Origin of the sequence: Nonomuraea sp. KM88, assembly GCF_052245635.1 — a bacterium.
Classification (GTDB): Bacteria; Actinomycetota; Actinomycetes; order Streptosporangiales; family Streptosporangiaceae; genus Nonomuraea.
In genome coordinates this window covers 106,265-125,883 of sequence record NZ_JBQQCC010000020.1, presented here as the reverse complement: position 1 = coordinate 125,883, position 19,619 = coordinate 106,265, and the positions used below count along the sequence as shown (strand labels likewise).

8 protein-coding genes are annotated in these 19,619 nt (G+C 72.5%); all 8 read left to right on the top strand.

Features of this window, described 5'->3' with window-relative positions; all coding sequences use genetic code 11:
- Positions 1 to 15: 15 nt before the first annotated feature.
- The 8 genes from ACTWPV_RS41140 to ACTWPV_RS41105 all read left to right on the top strand — a co-directional run bounded on the left by ACTWPV_RS41140 (position 16) and on the right by ACTWPV_RS41105 (position 19,611).
- Positions 16 to 837, top strand: coding sequence for a hypothetical protein (locus ACTWPV_RS41140; protein ID WP_347647002.1), 822 nt, complete (start codon positions 16 to 18; stop codon positions 835 to 837).
- 2 nt (positions 838 to 839) lie between these two features.
- Positions 840 to 3,923 (top strand): non-ribosomal peptide synthetase, encoded by a 3,084-nt coding sequence (locus tag ACTWPV_RS41135; protein WP_443155938.1) that lies wholly within the window; start codon positions 840 to 842, stop codon positions 3,921 to 3,923.
- 158 nt (positions 3,924 to 4,081) lie between these two features.
- The gene (locus ACTWPV_RS41130) at positions 4,082 to 10,390 is read left to right on the top strand and encodes an AMP-binding protein (RefSeq protein ID WP_443155937.1); all 6,309 of its coding nucleotides are present in this window, start codon (positions 4,082 to 4,084) and stop codon (positions 10,388 to 10,390) included.
- Positions 10,387 to 15,774: an amino acid adenylation domain-containing protein gene (locus ACTWPV_RS41125; protein ID WP_443155936.1), complete on the top strand. Its 5,388-nt coding sequence runs from the start codon at positions 10,387 to 10,389 to the stop codon at positions 15,772 to 15,774. The genes ACTWPV_RS41130 and ACTWPV_RS41125 overlap by 4 nt, the downstream gene beginning before the upstream one ends.
- A complete protein-coding gene (locus ACTWPV_RS41120; protein ID WP_443155935.1) occupies positions 15,771 to 16,850 on the top strand; it encodes a saccharopine dehydrogenase NADP-binding domain-containing protein in 1,080 nt (359 codons plus the stop codon). Before ACTWPV_RS41125 ends, ACTWPV_RS41120 begins: the two co-directional genes overlap by 4 nt.
- Complete coding sequence (locus tag ACTWPV_RS41115; protein ID WP_443155934.1) at positions 16,847 to 17,881, top strand: Gfo/Idh/MocA family oxidoreductase; 1,035 nt, start codon at positions 16,847 to 16,849, stop codon at positions 17,879 to 17,881. Before ACTWPV_RS41120 ends, ACTWPV_RS41115 begins: the two co-directional genes overlap by 4 nt.
- Complete coding sequence (locus ACTWPV_RS41110; RefSeq protein WP_443155933.1) at positions 17,878 to 18,621, top strand: thioesterase II family protein; 744 nt, start codon at positions 17,878 to 17,880, stop codon at positions 18,619 to 18,621. Before ACTWPV_RS41115 ends, ACTWPV_RS41110 begins: the two co-directional genes overlap by 4 nt.
- 18 nt (positions 18,622 to 18,639) lie before the next feature.
- Entirely contained in the window at positions 18,640 to 19,611 is a 972-nt protein-coding gene (locus ACTWPV_RS41105) for a methyltransferase (RefSeq protein ID WP_443155932.1), read from the top strand.
- The last annotated feature ends 8 nt before the right edge of the window (positions 19,612 to 19,619 follow it).

The window sequence follows — 19,619 nt, the reverse complement described above, 5'->3', positions numbered from 1 at the left end:
TCAAAGGAAATGATCATGACTCTGGTTACCACTTGGACGACGCTCAAAGAATCCGGCTCGGGAAACCTCGTCCTCTGCGTCGACTTCACGGAGACCGGCCGGGCGGAGGCCGGCTTCCCTGACCTGCTGGCGAAGATGGACTACGACGGGACGTTCTGGCATGTCTCCCCGCCCGCCGTGACACCTGGCTCGGGTGTCGACGGCGCCGCCTACGTGCGTTCGTGGATGGAACCTCTCAAGGCGAGCGGCCGGAAGGTGCACGCGGTGATGGGCTACTGCATCGGCGCCGTCTACGCGGCCGAGCTCGTGGACCTGCTGGAGAAGGAGCAGGGTGAGGCGCCCCGGCTGATCGTCTTCGACCCGGAGCCCACCAGCCTGGAGAACATCTACTTCCAGTTCGGCAAGGTCTTCGGCATCCTCTCCTCGATCCTCAGCGAGGAGGACGTCGCCGAGACCCGCGAGGCGATGGACCGTCCGCTGCAGCAGGAGGGCGTCACGGTCGAGGGCTACGCCGCCCAGCTGTACGCGAAGTTCCGCGACGTCGGGCAGCGCGCGTTCGAAAGAGCCGGGCTCGACCCGGAGTACTCGGAAGAGATGTGGGGCACGTTCAGCGCCTTCCTGTCCTTCCTCACCTACGCCGACACCCTGGATCCCTGGGAGGGGTGGCAGCGCGCCACCGCGGTGAGCTCGAACAACCCGAACAACGGCCTGAACCGGCTGCGCGAGTCGGGCCGCGGCCCCGTCGTGGCCGAGGAGCTCAGGTTCGACAAGGGCCACGACGTGTTGCTCACCGACGACGAGATCGCCAGGGCCGTTACCAAGCTGCTGGAGAGATGATCATGGAGCAGATGCTGGGCCAGCGCGCCACCCGCAAGGAGCAGGCGCTGTGGTTGCTGGAAGAGCTCGTCCCCGGCGCCGGGGTGAACAACCTGGCCGTGGCGTTCAGCGTGACGGGCCGGGCGCGGCGCGACCTCATGCTGGAAGCGGTCAACCGCGTGGTGCACCGCCACGAGATCCTGCGCACGGTGTTCAGGGTCGAGCCCGAGGGCATGGTGCGTGAGGTCGTGCCCCCGGAGCGGGCCATGCTGCGGTTCGAGGAGGCCGGCTGGGACGACACGCGCGAGTGGCTGAGGGAGTTCGTCGCGCGGCCGTTCGAGCCCGGCGGCGAGCTGCTGGTGCGCGCCGCGGTCCTGGAGGAGGACGCGGGCGAGGTCTACTGCCTGGCCGTCCACCACTCGGTCTTCGACGGGCTGTCGACGGCGCTGCTGACGAACGAGCTCGTCACGCTCTACGACGCGCTGGTGGCGGGAGAGCCGCCGGCGCGCGACGTCGTACCGGCCTGGGAGGAGCCGGAGCCCGACCCGCGCAGCGGCGCGTTCTGGCGCGACAAGCTGGACGGGTTCCACGCCGGCGACCTCGACCTGTGGTGCGAGCAGGCCGAGACCTCCCAGACGACCCTCGTGGGCGACGTGATCAACTGGGAGCTGTCGCCCGCCGCGCGCGAGGCGGCCCGGCAGATGCAGCGCGAGCTGCGGGCGCCCGAGTCGGTCATCCTCCTGGCCGCGTACGGCGTGCTGCTGGCCGCCCACGGCGCCGGCCCCGACCTCACGATCGGCTCGCCCGTCAGCGTGCGCACGCCCGAGGCCGCCATCCGGATCGGCTACCACATCAACGTGCTCACCCTGCGCACGCGGGTCCACTGGGCGAGCACCTTCCGCACGCACGCGCGCAACACCCGCCGCACGTTCATGGAAGCCATGTCGCACGCCGACTACCCGGTGGACGACCTGCTGGAGATCGTGCCGCGCGACGGCTGGCGCAACAACCTGTTCCGGCACACGTTCAACTACGTGCCCGCCGACCTGACGGCCGGGTTCACGCTGGGCGGCCTGCCGGCCGAACAGGTGGTGATCGAGAACGGCTTCAGCAAGTTCGACCTGGAGTTCTTCGTCACCTCCACCCCGGACAGCATCAAGATCAGGACCGCGTTCTGCGTGGACGTGCTCGGCCGGTCCGACGTGGAGCTGCTGCTGGCCCGCTACGACGAGCTGCTCGTCACGCTCGCCGAGCAGCCCGACCTGCCGCTCGCGGACATCCCCGTCTGGTGCTACCAGGACCGCGCGGCCATCGAGATGGCCAACGCCACCGAGCACACCGTGACGCCCGCGACCGTGCTGGAGAAGATCGCCCGCAAGGTGTCCGCCGCGCCGCCCGAGGACGTCGTGGCCGTGGTGGACGGCGACCGGCACGTCGGCCTGCGCCGGTTGTGGGCCGCCGCCGAGGCCACCCGCGACGCGCTCCAGGCCGCGGGGGTGGGCAGGGGCGACGTCGTCGCGCTGCTCGCGCGGCGCTCACCCGAGCTGGCCGCGGCGGCGCTCGGCGTGTGGCTGGCCGGGGCGGCGTACCTGCCGCTCGAACCCGACCACCCGCAGCAGCGCCTCGACTACCAGCTCGACGACGCCGGCGCGGCCGTGGTCCTCGCGGGCGACGGCATCACCGTCTCCGGCGAGCGCACGGTCCTGCCGCTCGTGTCCGTCGACGCGGTCACGCCGGTGTCCGGGCAGGTGTCGTCGTTCAGCCCCGTCCGGCCTGAGGACTGCGCGTACCTCATCTACACCAGCGGCTCGACCGGGCTTCCCAAGGGCACCCTGATCGACCACTACAGCCTGGCCAACCTGATCGCGCACTTCGCGCACCAGCTGTCGGCGGGGCCGCGCGACACCGTGCTCTGGCTGACCACGTTCAGCTTCGACATCTCCGCGCTGGAGTTGTTCCTGCCCCTGACGACGGACGCCCGGCTGGCCATCGCGCCCGACGACGCCCGCACCCAGGGCGAGCCGCTGGCCGAAGCCCTGCGGCGCTACGACGTCACCATCGCCCAGGCCACGCCGACCACCTGGCGGCTGGTCGTGGACCAGGCGTCCGGCGAGCTGGCGGGCTGCCGCGTGTTGTGCGGCGGCGAGCCGATGCCCGCCGTCCTGGCCGAGCGGCTGGCCGCCACCGGCTGCGAGCTCTACAACGTGTACGGCCCCACCGAGACCACGATCTGGTCCACCGCCGGACGCATCGACCCCGCCGCGGACCGCATCGACGTCGGCGTGCCCATCGCCAACACGAAGGTGTACGTGGCCGCCCCCGACGGCCGCCCGCTGCCCATCGGCACCCGCGGCGAGCTCTGCATCGCCGGCGACGGCGTGGCCATCGGTTACCACAGCCGGCCGGAGCTGACCGCCGAACGGTTCGGCGAGCACCCCGTCTACGGCCGGTACTACCGCACGGGCGACCTGGCCCAGTGGACCTCCGACGGCAAGCTGGAGATCCTCGGCCGGCTCGACCGCCAGATCAAGCTGCGCGGCAACCGGATCGAGCTCGCCGAGGTCGAAGGCGTGCTGCTGGCACACCCCGACGTGCGGGCCGCCGCCGTCGTCGTCGTCGGCGACCCCAGCGCGGACGCCGTCCTGTGGGCGTTCGTGGTGGCGCCCGACCGGCCTGAGGTCACCTCGGAGCTGTGGGAGCACGCCAGCGCGTCGCTCCCGTACGCGGCGACCCCCCAGGAGTACGTCGCGGTGGACGCCTTCCCGATGACCGGCAACGACAAGGTCGACTACCCGGCCCTGCGCAACCTGGCCACGGAGCTGCGCAGCACCGCCGAGACCACCGCGGACGAGGCCGACCTCCCGGCCGGCACCGGGGACGCGCTGGTCGACTCCCTGGTGGCGCTCTGGAAGGCCATGCTGAACCGTGCCGATCTCGGCCCCGACAGCCACTTCTTCGCGCTCGGCGGGCACTCGCTGCTGGCGGTCAAGCTGCTGCAGGAGATCAAGAAGGCGACCCAGATCCGGCTCAAGCTGAAGGACATCTTCGAGGAGCCGACCCCGGCCGGTCTCGCCCGCAGGCTGCAGGCCGCCGACACAAATTCCTGACGAGGCGCGGCCGGGCGACCCCGCCCGGCCGCCGACACGACGTAAGCGGCACTAGTGGATAGGCGGGTTGTCTCGTGTTGGAGAAAGTCGAGGAAGTACGGGCTGTTCCGTCCGCGCGGCCGGGCCGCTCCCCCGGCGCGCCACCGACCATGGAATCGATGCGCGCCGACATCGCCGCCCAGCTCGACCTCGACCCCTCCGAGGTCACGGACGGCGCCGACCTGATCAGCCTCGGCCTCGACTCGCTCCGCGCGATGCGGCTCGCCGGGCGGTGGCGGCGGGCCGGGGCCCGGCTCGTCTTCGCCGAGCTGGCGACGGAGTTCACCCTCGCGGCCTGGTGGTCGCTGGTCCGCTCCCGGCTGACCGAGGCCGCCGCTCCGGAACAGGAGCCGGAGCCGGCCGTGGACGAGACGGCGCCGTTCCCGCTCACCCCCGTCCAGCTGGCCTACTGGATCGGCCGCGGCGACGGGCAGGTCATCGGGGGCGTCGGCTGCCACGCCTACCTGGAGTTCGACGGCTCGGGCGTCGAGCCGGACCGGCTGGAGCGGGCCGTACGCGCCCTCGTCGCCCGTCACGGAATGTTGCGGGCGATCTTCCACGACGACGGCACCCAGCAGATCATGGACACCAGCCCGTGGCCCGGCCTGACCGTCCACGACCTGTCGGAGCTCGGCGAGGACGCCGCCGAGGACATCAGGGAGCAGCTGTCGCACCGCCGCTTCGACGCCTCCCGCGGCGAGGTGTTCGACGTGCGGCTGTCGCTGCTGCCAGGCGGCCGGTCGAGGGTGCACTTCGAGGTGGACTTCCTCGTCGCCGACGTGCTCGGCCTCCAGATCCTGCTGAAGGACCTGGCCCGGCTCTACCTGGAGCCCGACGCGCCCATGCCCGCCCTGGCTTGCTCGTTCCCCCGCTACCTCGCCGCGAGGGGCGCGGAGCGGGCGGCACGGCGTACCCGCGACCAGGAGTACTGGCGCGGCCGGCTGGGCGAGCTGCCCGGCGCGCCACAACTCCCTCTCGCCACCGAACCGGCCATGATCGCCCGGCCCCGCTTCGCCCGCCGCGAGAGGTGGCTGTCGACCAGCGCGTGGCAGCGCATCCAGGAGCAGGCCCGCGTGCACGGGCTGACCCCCGCCATGGTGCTCGCCGCGGCCTACTGCGAGGTGCTGGCCGCGTGGAGCGGCGAACCACGGTTCCTGCTCAACCTGCCGCTGTTCGACCGGGACGACACCGTCCATCCGGACGTCGCCCACCTGGTCGCCGACTTCACCAACCTGATCCTGGTGGCCGCCGACCTCTCGGAGCCGCAGCCGTTCGCCGAGCGCGCCAGGACCCTGCAGGCCCGCTTCCGCGCCGACGCTCGGCACACCGGATACTCCGGCGTCGAGGTGCTCAGGGACCTGGCCCGGAACGGGGAGCACTCGGGCGCGCCGGTCGTGTTCGCCTGCAACCTGGGGACCGAGCTGATCGTCCCTGAGGTGCGCGAGGCGTTCGGCGAACCCGGATGGATGATCACGCAGACCCCGCAGGTCTGGCTCGACCACCAGATCAACGAGTACGACCACGGGCTCCACCTGGCTTGGGACGCGGTGGAGGAGTTGTTCGCGCCGGGGGTGCTGGATGCGATGTTCGGGGCGTATGGGGGGTTGCTGGAGTGGTTGGCGGAGGGTGATTGGTCGGGTGAGGTGCCTGCTCTGCTTCCTTCGGAACAGAGCATGGTGCGGGAGCGGGTGAATGCCACGGCTGGTTCGGTGCCGGATGGGGTGTTGCATGGTGGGTTCTTCGCGCGTGCGGTGAGTGAGCCGGATCGGGTGGCGTTGATCGTTGAGGGTGGGTCCGTTTCTTACGGTGAGTTGGCGGATCGGGCGTTGGGGGTGGCGGGTCATCTGGTGGGGGTGGGGGTTCGGCCGGGTGATGCGGTGGGTGTGGTGGTGCCCAAGGGGCCGGATCAGGTTGTGGCTGTGTTGGGGGTGTTGGCTGCTGGTGGTGTGTATGTGCCGGTGGGGGTGGATCAGCCGGTGGCGCGTCGGGAGCGGATTCTGGCGCGGGCGGGTGTGTGTCATGTGTTGACCGAGGTGTCGGTGGGGGAGCGGTTGTCGGGTCCGGTGGTGGTGTCGCCGGATGTGTCGGCGTATGTGATTTTCACGTCGGGGTCGACGGGTGAGCCGAAGGGTGTGGAGGTTTCTCATCGGGCGGCGTTGAACACGGTCGTGGACGTGAACGAGCGGTTCGCGGTGGGTGCGGAGGATCGGGTGCTGGCGGTGTCGGCGCTGGATTTCGATCTGTCGGTGTACGACATCTTCGGCCTGCTGTCGGCCGGCGGCGCGCTCGTCCTGCTGCGGGAGGACGAACGGCGCGACCCCCAGCGCTGGGCGGAGTTGTGCGCCGCCCACCGGGTGACGGTGTGGAACACGGTGCCGACCCTGCTGGACATGCTCCTGGTCACCACCCAGGAGCTGCCCCCGAGCCTGCGCGTCGCGCTGGTGTCGGGTGACTGGGTGGGTCTGGACCTGCAGGCGCGGCTGGCGGCGCAGAGTGGGGGGCGGTGCCGGTTGGTGGCGTTGGGGGGCGCTACGGAGGCGGCGATCTGGTCGAACGCGTTGGTGGTCGATCGGGTGCCGGCGCACTGGACGTCGGTTCCGTACGGGTTCCCGCTGCGTAATCAGCGGTATCGGGTGGTGGATGGCCGGGGTCGTGATTGCCCGGACTGGGTGGCGGGGGAGTTGTGGATCGGTGGTGCGGGGGTGGCGGTCGGGTATCGGGGTGATCCGGAGACGACGGCGGTCAAGTTCGTGGAGGGTGCGGGCGGGCGCTGGTATCGGACGGGGGACATGGGCCGGTACTGGCCGGACGGCACGCTGGAGTTCTTGGGCCGGGCGGATCATCAGGTGAAGGTTCGCGGGCATCGGATCGAGTTGGGTGAGGTGGAGGCCGCGCTGGAGGCGTTCCCGAAGGTGGGGCGTGCGGTGGCGGTGGCGGTGGGGGATCGGCGGCAGCGGCGGCTGGCGGCGTTCGTCACTCCTGGCGACGTGGACCAAGGCAAGCTGCGCGCGTTCCTGGCCGACCGGTTACCGGGTTACGCGATCCCGCCGGCGATCACCATGCTGGACGAGCTGCCCCTGACGGCCAACGGCAAGATCGACAGATCCGCGCTCACCGCACTCGTCGCCGACACACCGGAGACCACGGCGTACGAGCCGCCCGTCGGCCCCGCCGAGACCGTGCTCGCCACCATCTGGGCCGACCTGCTCGAACGCCCGGCGGTGCGGCGCAGCGACAACTTCTTCACCCTCGGCGGCGACTCGCTGCTCGCCACCCGCATGATCGCCCGGCTGCGCGCGGAAGGCGTCACCGACGCCAGGCTGAGCGTGCTGTTCCAGACGCCGGTGCTGGCGGACTTCGCGGCCACCCTCACCCTCGGTGAGGCGGCCCCGCCGGTCCCCGCGCTCGCCCCCGACGTGGCGCACCGGCACGACCCGTTCCCGCCCACCGAGGTGCAGCGGGCCTACTGGCTCGGCCGCGCCGAGCACTTCACGCTCGGCGGCGTCGGCTGCCACTTCTACACCGAGTTCGACGGCGACATCGACCTCGACCGGCTGGAAACCGCATGGAACCTGCTGATCGAGCGGCACGAGATGTTGCGTGCCGTCTTCGACCAGGACGGGCTCCAGCGGATCCTGCCCGAGGTGCCGCGCTTCGCCATCGCCGCCGCCGACAGCGTCGAGGCCATGCGCGAGCGGATGTCGCACCAGGTGCTCGACGTCTCGGCGTGGCCGCTGTTCGACGCGCGGGCCGTACGCCACGAAAGCGGGGTGCGGCTCGGCGTCAGCTTCGACAACATCATCGTCGACGCGCTGAGCATGATGGTCTTCTTCGCCGAGCTCGACCAGCTCTACCACGACCCCGACACCGTCCTGCCGCCGATCGGGGTGTCGTTCCGCGACTACCTGCTCGCGCAGGACCCCGATCCCGCCGTCTTCGAGACGGCCAAGGACTACTGGGCGGCCCGGCTCCCCGAGTTGCCGCCCGCCCCGCAACTGCCGCTCCGCGTCGACCCGGCGCTGGTCGACCGGCCCAGGTTCGCCCGGCGCGAGCTCCGGCTGCCCGCCGCCCGGTGGCGGGCGATCACCGACCTGGCCCGCCGGTACGAGCTCACCCCGGCCACCGTGCTGGCGGCGGCGTTCGGCGAGGTCCTGGGCACGTGGAGCGCCCAGCAGGAGCTCACGCTGAACCTCACGCTGTTCGACCGGCGCGAGGTGCACCCCGACATCCACCGCGTGCTCGGCGACTTCACCTCGCTGCTGCTCGTCGGCTACCGGCAGGGCGCCGGCTGGCTGGACGGAGCCCGCAAGCTCCAGGAAGAGGTCTGGCGCGGCCTGGAGCACGGCGAGGTCTCGGCGGTCTGGGTGATGCGCGAGCTAGCCAGGCGGAACGCCGCGATCGAGATGACCATGCCGGTGGTGTTCACCAGCACGCTCGGGGTCGGCGGCGAGGGCATGGCCGGGCCGTCGTTCGCCGAACAGGTCTGGGGCGTGTCGCAGACCCCGCAGGTCTGGCTGGACAGCCAGGTCGGCGAGATCGACGGCGAACTGCTGGTCCGATGGGACGCGGTGGAGGAGTTGTTCGCGCCGGGGGTGCTGGATGCGATGTTCGGGGCGTATGGGGGGTTGCTGGAGTGGTTGGCGGAGGGTGATTGGTCGGGTGAGGTGCCTGCTTTGTTGCCTGAACGGCAGGGTGTGGTGCGGGAGCGGGTGAATGCCACGGCTGGTTCGGTGCCGGATGGGGTGTTGCATGGTGGGTTCTTCGCGCGTGCGGTGAGTGAGCCGGATCGGGTGGCGTTGATCGTTGAGGGTGGGTCCGTTTCTTACGGTGAGTTGGCGGATCGGGCGTTGGGGGTGGCGGGTCATCTGGTGGGGGTGGGGGTTCGGCCGGGTGATGCGGTGGGTGTGGTGGTGCCCAAGGGGCCGGATCAGGTTGTGGCTGTGTTGGGGGTGTTGGCTGCTGGTGGTGTGTATGTGCCGGTGGGGGTGGATCAGCCGGTGGCGCGTCGGGAGCGGATTCTGGCGCGGGCGGGTGTGTGTCATGTGTTGACCGAGGTGTCGGTGGGGGAGCGGTTGTCGGGTCCGGTGGTGGTGTCGCCGGATGTGTCGGCGTATGTGATTTTCACGTCGGGGTCGACGGGTGAGCCGAAGGGTGTGGAGGTTTCTCATCGGGCGGCGTTGAACACGGTCGTGGACGTGAACGAGCGGTTCGCGGTGGGTGCGGAGGATCGGGTGCTGGCGGTGTCGGCGCTGGATTTCGATCTGTCGGTGTACGACATCTTCGGCCTGCTGTCGGCCGGCGGCGCGCTCGTCCTGCTGCGGGAGGACGAACGGCGCGACCCCCAGCGCTGGGCGGAGTTGTGCGCCGCCCACCGGGTGACGGTGTGGAACACGGTGCCGACCCTGCTGGACATGCTCCTGGTCACCACCCAGGAGCTGCCCCCGAGCCTGCGCGTCGCGCTGGTGTCGGGTGACTGGGTGGGTCTGGACCTGCAGGCGCGGCTGGCGGCGCAGAGTGGGGGGCGGTGCCGGTTGGTGGCGTTGGGGGGCGCTACGGAGGCGGCGATCTGGTCGAACGCGTTGGTGGTCGATCGGGTGCCGGCGCACTGGACGTCGGTTCCGTACGGGTTCCCGCTGCGTAATCAGCGGTATCGGGTGGTGGATGGCCGGGGTCGTGATTGCCCGGACTGGGTGGCGGGGGAGTTGTGGATCGGTGGTGCGGGGGTGGCGGTCGGGTATCGGGGTGATCCGGAGACGACGGCGGTCAAGTTCGTGGAGGGTGCGGGCGGGCGCTGGTATCGGACGGGGGACATGGGCCGGTACTGGCCGGACGGCACGCTGGAGTTCTTGGGCCGGGCGGATCATCAGGTGAAGGTTCGCGGGCATCGGATCGAGTTGGGTGAGGTGGAGGCCGCGCTGGAGGCGTTCCCGAAGGTGGGGCGTGCGGTGGCGGTGGCGGTGGGGGATCGGCGGCAGCGGCGGCTGGCGGCGTTCGTCACTCCTGGCGACGTGGACCAAGGCAAGCTGCGCGCGTTCCTGGCCGACCGGTTACCGGGTTACGCGATCCCGCCGGCGATCACCATGCTGGACGAGCTGCCCCTGACGGCCAACGGCAAGATCGACAGATCCGCGCTCGTCCTGGAGACGGAGCCACCACCGGACGGGGACGACCCCCCACGCCCGGGCGTGGAGCAGCAGCTCGCCGAGCTGTGGGCCGAGCTTCTGGAGATCCCGCCGCCAGGCCGTGGCCAGAGCTTCTTCGCCCTCGGCGGCGACTCGCTGCTCGCCACCCGCTTCGCCGAGATCGTCCGCCGCAGGCTCGGCGTCGAGCTGTCCCTGCGCCGTTTCTTCACCACTCCCACCATCGCGGACTGCGCCGAGGCGATCGGCCTGACGACGGACGACACCGAAGAGGAGGGCGTGCTGTGACCCAGGCACCGGCCGCACCAGAGCCGACCGTACGAGACCTGATCGCCGACATGGAAGCGGCGGGAATCCGACTGTGGGAGGACGGCGGTGGCCTGCGCTTCCGCGCCCCCAAGGGAGCGCTGACCGAGGAACGCCGGGCGGCGCTGCTCGGCGCCAAGCCCCAGATCATCGCCCACCTGCGCCGCGAGGCCGAGGCCGAGACCGTGCGCCCCGATCCGGGACACCGCCTCGACCCCTTCCCCCTCACCGACGTGCAGCAGGCCTACCTGCTCGGCCGCAACGACGCCTTCGGCTACGGCGGGGTCGCCTGCCACGGCTACGTCGAGGTCGCCTTCCCCGAGCTCGACCCCGGGCGGGTCCAGGCGGCGTGGCGCACGCTGATCGAGCGGCACGACATGCTCCGCGCCGTCATCCACCCCGACGGCCACCAGCAGGTGCTGGCCGAGGTGCCCGCCTACGACGTGCAGGTGAGCGACCTGCGCGGCACCGACCCCGAGCAACGGCTCGCCGCCATCCGCGAGGAGATGGCGCACACGCTCTACCCCGCGGGCAGCTGGCCCCTGTTCGAGCTGCGGATCTCGCTCACCGACCGCGGCGCGCTCCTGCACGCCTCGATCGACCTGCTCATCGCCGACTACGTCAGCATCCAGCTGCTGCTGGCGGAGCTGCACACCCTGCACGAGAGCCCCGGCGCCGACCTGCCGCCCGTCCCGGTCGGCTTCCGCGACTGCGTGCTGGCCCTGCGCGCGCAGCGCGAGAGCGGCCGGTACGACCGCGACCGCGCCTACTGGTGGGCCCGCGTCGACGACCTGCCGCCGGCGCCCGAGCTGCCCGCGCTCGACCAGCAGGCGGAGGCCAGGTTCCAGCGCTGGGAGAGCCGGGTCGAGCCGGAACGGTGGAGCAGGCTGCGCGCCAGGGCGTCGGCGGCCGGCACCACGCCGTCGCAGGCCGTGCTGGCCGCCTACGCCGAGGTCATCGGGCGGTGGAGCCGCCGGCCCAGGTTCACGCTCAACCTGACGCTGCTCGACCGCCCGCCCCTGCACCCGTCGATCGACCAGGTGGTGGGAGACTTCACCACGCTCAACCTGCTCGCCGTCGACACCACGCCCGACCGGCCGTTCGCCGACCGCGCCCGCGCCATCGGCGAGCAGCTCTTCGCCGACATGGAGCACCGCCGGTGCGGCGGCATCGAGGTCATGCGCGAGCTGGCCAGGAGGCGCGGTCGCGACGCCGCGCTGATGCCGGTGGTGTTCACCAGCGCCATCGGCCTCGGCCAGGACGAGGCGGAGCACGGCAGACCCGAGTACGGCATCAGCCAGACGCCCCAGGTGTGGATCGACTGCCAGGTCAAGGAACACCGCGGCGCGCTGCTGGTGAACTGGGACGTGCGCGCGGGCGTGCTCCCCGACGGGCTGGTGGACGACATGTTCGCTGCCTTCACCGCGCTCCTCGGCGACCTGTCGGCGGAGGAGACGTGGGCCTCCACGTCCCCCGTCGGCCTGCCCGCCGCCCAGGCCGGCAGCCGCGCCCGGGCCAACGACACGGCCGCGCCGCTCCCCGGCGGGCTGCTGCACGACGAGGTCGTGGCCCAGGCCCGCCGCACCCCCGGCCGCACCGCCGTCGTCACCTCCGAGGGCTCGCTCACGTACGGCGAGCTGCTCGGCCGGGCGACGGCGGTGGCGCGGGCGCTCGGCGCGGCCGGTCACGAGCCAGGACAGATCGTCGCCGTCGTCATGGACAAGGGCGCCGAGCAGGTCGTGGCCGTGCTGGGCATCCTCATGGCCGGCGGCGCCTACCTGCCCGTCGACACCGGCCAGCCGCCCGCCAGGCGCGACCGCATCCTCGCCGACGCCTCGGCCCGCCTGGTGCTGACGCAGTCGTGGCGCGCGGAGGACGGCTGGATCGCCGTCGACACCCTGCAGCCCGTCGACGCGGCGCCGCCCGGGGCCCGGCGACGGCCAGGCGACCTGGCGTACGTCATCTACACCTCCGGCTCCACCGGAGTGCCCAAAGGCGTGATGATCAGCCATCAGGCCGCCCGCAACACCATCGACGACATCAACACCCGCTTCGGCGTCGGCCAGGACGACCGCGTGCTCGGCCTGGCCAACCTGGGCTTCGACCTGTCCGTCTACGACATCTTCGGGCCGCTCGCCACCGGCGGCGCGCTGGTGCTGCCCGACCCGGCGCGCAGGGGAGACCCCGCGCACTGGGCCGACCTCGCCGCCAGGCACGCGGTCACCGTGTGGAACTCCGTGCCCGCGCAACTCCAGATGCTCCAGCACTACCTGGACGCCGAGCCGGCGGCCGAGCTGCCCGAGCTGCGGCTGGCGATGGTGTCCGGCGACTGGGTGCCCGTGGCGCTGCCCGGCCAGATCCGCCGCCGGCTGCCCGGCCTCGACGTGGTCAGCCTGGGCGGCGCCACCGAGGCCGCCATCTGGTCCATCCACCACCCCATCGGCGACCCGCTGCCCGGCTGGGTGAGCGTCCCGTACGGCAGGCCGCTGGCCAACCAGACCTTCCACGTGCTCGACGCCTCCATGCGGCCCAGCCCCGACTGGGTGCCGGGAGAGCTGTACATCGGCGGCGCCGGGGTGGCCATCGGCTACCTCGGCGACGAGGCCAAGACCGCGGAGCGGTTCGTCCAGCACGCGGGCGAGCGCCTCTACCGCACCGGCGACCTGGGCCGTTACCGGCCCGGCGGCACGATCGAGTTCCTGGGCAGGGAGGACTCCCAGGTCAAGATCCGCGGCCACCGCATCGAGCTCGCCGAGGTGGAGACCGCGCTGCAGGCGCACCCTGCGGTCGCCGCCGGCACCGTGATCGTCGACGGCGACCGGGCCCTCGAACGCCGCCTCGTCGGCTTCGCGCAGGCCGTACGGAAGGAGGATGGCGGCGGCGACGAGCCGGACGTCGCCGCGGCGGCCGAGGCGGCGGCCCGCGCCGCGCTCGAAGGCGTCGACCTGCCGCGCGTGGTGGCGGTCGCCGAGACGCTCGACGAGATCGCGCTCACCTCGATGGCGGCGGCGCTGCGCACGGCCGGGTTGTTCGCCGGCGGCGCCCGCCACGACCTGGCGGAGATCCTGGAGAGCGCCCGGGTCGCGCCCGACCATCACCGGCTGGTCCGGCGCTGGCTCGCCGCGCTGCACGAGCGCGGCCGGCTCGGCCGCGACGACGCCGGCCGCTACCACGACCTGCGCGAGCCCGCCGCCCTCGAACCGCTCTGGCAGCGCGTCGAGAACCTCACGACAGGGCTCGACTACGGCGCCGAGCTGGTCAGGTTCCTGCGCGTCAGCACCACGCACCTGCCGGAGCTGATGCGCGGCGAGCTCGACGCCCGCGAGCTGCTGTTCCCCGAGGGGGAGATGGAGACCGCCGAGGGCGCCTACAAGGACAACGTGCTCAGCAGGTACGTCAACCGCATCGTGCGCGCCGTCGTCGGCCGCGTCGCCGAGCGGCACGCGGGCGGGCCGCTGCGCGTCCTGGAGGCCGGGGCGGGCGTCGGCGGCACCAGCGCCGAGCTCATCCCCGAGCTGGCGGGGCACCACGTCGAATACCTGTTCACCGACCTGTCGCGGTTCTTCCTCGGCCAGGCCGCCGAACGGTTCGCCGAGCACCCATGGGTGCGCTACGGCCTGTTCGACATCAACGCCGACTACCGCGCCCAGGGATACGAGCCCAACTCCTTCGACGTCATCCTCTGCGCCAACGTGCTGCACAACTCGCACGACGCCGCCGCCGTGCTCGCCAGGTTCCGCGAGCTGCTGGCGCCGGGCGGGTGGCTGGTGTTCATCGAGACGACCCGCGAACACGTGCAGATCATGAGCTCGATGGAGTTCCTGATGAACCCGCACGACTACGCCGACGTGCGCCAGGGCCGCGACCGGACGTTCGTCGCCCGCGAGGAGTGGCTCGACCTGCTCGCGGCCTCCGGCGCCATCACCATGGCCTGCCTCCCCGGGCCCGACGACGCGCTCGCCTCGCTGGGGCAGTGCGTGTTCGCCGCCCGCTTCCCCGCCGACCGGGAGCACATCGACCTCGCGGAGTTGCGGGCGTTCCTGGGCGAGCGGCTGCCCGGCTACATGATCCCGACCCACGTCCAGGTGGTCGACGAGCTGCCGCTGACCGACAACGGCAAGATCGACCGGGCGCGGCTGCGCTCCCTGCTGCCCCGTACGGCCGGCGAGAGCACGCCCGCCGGCGAGGAGCCGCGCGACGACCTCGAACGGCGGCTCGCCGCGCTCTGGGCCGAACTCCTCGGCCTCCAGCAGGTCGGCAGGGACCAGGACTTCTTCGCGCTGGGCGGCGACTCCCTGCTGGTCACCCGGCTGGCCGGGCGCGTCCGCGAGGAGCTGCCCGAGGCGCACAACTTCTACTGGGACAGCCTCGTCCGCCAGCTCGTCAACCAGCCGACCGTCGCCGCGCTCGCCGCCCACCTCCGCCAGGCCCGCGACGACCGCGACCGCGGCCTGTCCAGGACGGACGTCAGCCCGCTGGTGCGCCTGTCCGGCGGGCAGGGCCCGGTGCGGGTGCTGCTCCACGACGGCACCGGCACGCTGACCCCCTACCGGGCGCTCACCCCGGAGCTGTCCGGCGGCCCTCTGCTCGGCCTGGTGATCAACGACGCGGGACACTACCTGGAGCTCGATCCCGCCGCCGCCGTGGAGTCGCTGGCGGGATCGTACGCCCAGGCGCTGCTCAAGGAGGACGCGCCCAGCTACCACATCATCGGCTACTGCATGGGCGGGCTGATCGCCACCGAGGTCGCCCGGCGGCTCACCGAGGGCGGCGCCACCGTCGACGAGCTCACCGTCATCAGCAGCTCCCGCTTCCCGTACCGGATCAGCGACGAGCTCATGCTCGAGTACGGCTTCGCCCAGGCGTGCGGGCTCGACCCCGTCCGGCTCGGCTACCCCGGGGAGGACCTGGCCCGCGCCCTGCGGGCCGTGCTGGAGTCCTCGCCGGGACACGTGGGCGAGGGCGCACTCGCCGCGCTCGCCGGCTCCGCCGACCCGGGCCTCGCCGCCATCGGCGGCCGCTTCGCCGAGCTGTCCGCCACCTCGGCCGCCGACCGCCTGGCCGCCGTCGCCCGTGGCCTCGACCATCCGCCCGAGCGCGTCGACCTCGCCTACCGGGTCTTCAGGCAGAGCTTCACCGCCGTCACCTGCTACGACCCCGAGCCGTACGCGGGCGACATCACGTTCCTGCGCCAGCGCGGCGTCACCAACCTCGTACCGACCCTCCAGGACGACATGACGGAGTTCTGGCAGGACCTCTGCCTGGGACGGCTCGCCGTGCGCGACGTCGGGGGCGACCACTTCACCTGCCTCGACCAGGGCCACGCCGCCGGAGTCGCCAAGCTGATCACCGGGACGACCGCGTGATCGGCGTCCTCGGCGGCTACGGAGCGGTCGGCGCCGCCGCCACCCTCCTTCTCGCGGGCCGCGCCGCGCGCGTGCGGGTGGGTGGGCGCGACGGTGCGGCGGCGCGGCGGTTCGTCGCCGGCGCTCTGGGCGGGGAGGGCGAAGCGTGGCAGGTGGACGCCTTCGATCCGGACGCGCTCGCCCGGTTCTGCCGGGGCTGCCAGGTCGTCGTCAACTGCGCGGGCCCGTCGTACCTGCTGCGGGACCGGGTGGCACGGGCCGCCTTCGAGGAAGGAGCCGACTACGTGGACGCCGCCGGCGACGCGGCGTCCTTCGCCGGGCTGGCCGCGACCGGCACCGGCGGCCGTACAGCGGTGATCTCCGCCGGGATGCTCCCCGGCCTCACCGGCCTGCTGCCCCGCCACCTCGCCGCCCTCTCCTCCGCGCACAGCGGCCCGGCGGTAAGGCTTGACGTCTACACCGGAGGGCTGGACCGGCTCACCCCCGCGGCGGCCGGGGACTTCCTGCTGGCCGGTGAGGAGGAGCGGGGCGCGGCGCTGGCCGGGTGGCGTGACGGCGGCAAGGTCGCCCGCGCCCTCACCCCCGCTCACGACGTCGAACTGCCCTACTTCCCCGGGCCGGTCACCGCCTACCCCTACCTGAGTGCCGAGGCGGAACGGGTCGCCGCCGACCTGGGGCTGGCCGAGGCCCGCTGGTACAACGTGATCGCCGGCGACCGCGTCCTCGCCACCGCGAGCACCGCCACGTCGGCCGCCGACCTGGCCCGCGTCGCCGAGCTCGAACTGGCCGGGCGCACGCCGTACTATGTCCTGCTTTTTCAGCTCAGCGGCCCGCACAACACCAGCACCCTCGTGGTGCGCACGGCGGACTCCTACGCGCTGACCGCCGCCGTCACCGCCCACGCCGCGCGGGCGGTCCTGGCGGGTGAGGTCCCGGACGGGCTGCACCACGCCGACGCCGTGCTCGACCCGGCCAGGATGCTGGCGGACCTCGAGGGCGTGGCGACGGCCGAGATCACGGACGCGGTCGCCCCCATCGACCTGGCCGCGCCGGCGTTCGAGGAGGGCGCGCTGTGAAACGAGTCGTGGTGTGCGGCACCAAGTTCGGCCAGATCTACCTGTCGGCCATGCGGGACGGCCCCTTCGAGCTCACCGGCATCCTGGCCCGCGGCAGCGCCAGGTCCGCCGCGTACGCCAGGGAACACGGCGTCCCGCTGCTCACCGACCCCGACCAGGTGCCCGAGCTCGCGGACCTGGCCTGCGTGGTCGTACGGTCGGGAGTCGTCGGCGGCGAGGGCAGCGAGCTGGCCGCGGCGCTGCTGTCCCGGGGCGTGCACGTGCTCCAGGAACATCCGGTCCACGCCGACGAGCTGGCCCGCACCCTGCGCACCGCCAGGGCCGCGGCCGCGGTGCACCACGTGAACACCCTGTACGTCCACCTGGACCCCGTGCGCCGCTTCATCGAGGCCGCCCGCCGCCTGCGCGAACTCCAGGAGCCGCTCTACGTGGACGCCGCCTGCAGCGTCCACGTGGCCTGCGCCCTGTTCGACATCCTCGGCCAGGCCCTGGGCGGTCTGCGCCCCTGGGCGTTCACCGCCACGGCCCCGGGCACGCCCTTCTCGTGCGTCACGGGTACGGTCGGAGGAGTGCCCCTCACCCTCCGGGTGCAGAACCAGATCGCGCCCAACGACCCCGACGCCCACCTCCACCTCCTGCACCGCATCACGGTGGGCACGGAGGGCGGCAACCTCACGCTGGTCAACACGCACGGCCCGATCGTGTGGACCCCGCGGATGTACGTCGCCCGCGACGCCGACGACCGCTTCGACACCGGCGCCGACCACCTGCGCCTGCCGAGCGCCACCACCATCGGGCCGGAGCAGGCGCCCACGTTCGCCGACATCGTCACCAAGGTGTGGCCGGACGGCGTGCGCCGGGCGCTGACCGGGCTGCGCGAGGCCGCCGAGGACGGCCGCGACCCGCTGCGGCAGGGCCAGTACCACCTGACGCTCAGCCGCCTATGGCAGGACGCCACCGCGGCGATCGGCCGGCCCGAGCTGCTGGTCCAGACGGCACCCCGCCCCCTGTCCGCGACGGAGCTCGCATGAACTGGTTCCACTGCTACCAGCCCAGGCCGTACGCGTCGTTACGGCTGTTCTGCTTCCCCCACGCCGGCGGCTCGGCGAGCTTCTACCGAGGCTGGCACGCGGCGGCGCCGCACTCCGTCGAGGTGCGCGCCGTGCAGTACCCGGGGCGGGGCGACCGCCGCGCCGACCCGTTCGTCGACGACGCCCACCACCTCGCGGGGTTCGTCGCCGACGCGATGGCGCCGCTGCTCGACCGGCCGGTCGCGCTGTTCGGGCACAGCATGGGAGCGCTGATCGCGTACGAGGTGGCGCGCACGCTGGAGGCCAGGGGCAGGGGCGTGACGCACCTGTTCGCCTCCGGCCGGCACGCGCCCCACGAGCACCGCCCCGGCGACACGCACGCCGGCTCCGACGACGAGCTGATCGACGAGATCGTCGCGCTCGGCGGCGTCGAGCCCGAGCTCATGGCCGACCCCGACATCCGCGAGCTGGCGTTGCCGGCCATCCGCAACGACTACCGGCTCGACGAGACCTACCGGCACCGCCCCGGCGGCGTGCTCGCCTGCCCCGTCACCGCCCTGCTCGGCGGCGACGACCCGGAGGTCACCCCGGAGCAGGCGGCGCGGTGGGGCGAGCTGACCAGGGCCCGCTGCACCGTCCGCACGCTGGACGGCGACCACTTCTACCTGGTGCCACGCCAGGACGAGGTGATCGCGGAGCTGTCCCGCGCCGTCACCACGGCCTGGGCGTCCACCCCCTGACCCCCTAGGAAGGACACGATGGACCAAGAGCTGATGCGCATCCTCACCGGAGGATGGGTGGCGCAGGCGACCTTTGTCGCCGTCCGGCTCGGGGTCGTGGACGCGCTCGACGGGCGCCGCCTGACCCCCGGTGAGGTCGCCGACGAGGTCGGCGCGCACCCCCAGGCCCTGCACCGCCTGCTCCGCCTGCTGGAAGGGGTGGGGCTGGCCGCCGCCGACGACGGCAGGTACGCGCTCACCCCGATGGGGGCGCGGCTGCGCCGCGACGACCTGGGCCCGCTCGCCGCCCTCTATGGCGAGGACTTCTTCGCCGCCGCGTGGAACGGCCTGGAGCAGTCCGTACGCACCGGCGAGGCGGCGTTCGAGCACGTCCACGGCGAGCCCGTCTTCGCGCACCTGGCCGCCGATCCCGGCAAGGCGGCGGTGTTCAACACGGGGATGGCGGCGGGCGCCTCCTTCTTCCGCGGGGTCCCCGACGCGTACGACTTCTCCGGGCCGCGCCGCGTGGTCGACCTCGCCGGCGGCACGGGAGCCCTGCTCGGCACGATCCTGCGGAGCAACCCCGAGGCCACGGGCGTGCTGTTCGACCTGCCCGAGGTGGTCGCCGCCGCGCCCGGTCACCTGTCGCGGATGGGGGTGCTGGACAGGTGCGAGCTGGCCGCGGGCGACCTGTTCTCCTCCGTGCCGGAGGGCGGCGACGTCTACCTGCTCTCGCGCATCCTGCACGACTGGGACGACGAGCGCTGCGCCGCCCTGCTGGCCACCTGCGCCAAGGCGATGGAGCCCGGCGCCGAGCTGCTCGTCATCGAACGCGTCGTCGGGCGCGGATCGTACGTGCCGCTCGCCTTCGACCTGCACATGATGGTGATGACCGGCGGGCGGGAGCGCACCGAGGAGGAATACCGCGCGCTGCTGGAGGACGCGGACCTGACTCCTGGCCGGCTGATCGACTTGCCGCTCGGGATGCGCATGCTCACCGCGACCCGCTGAGAGCAGCG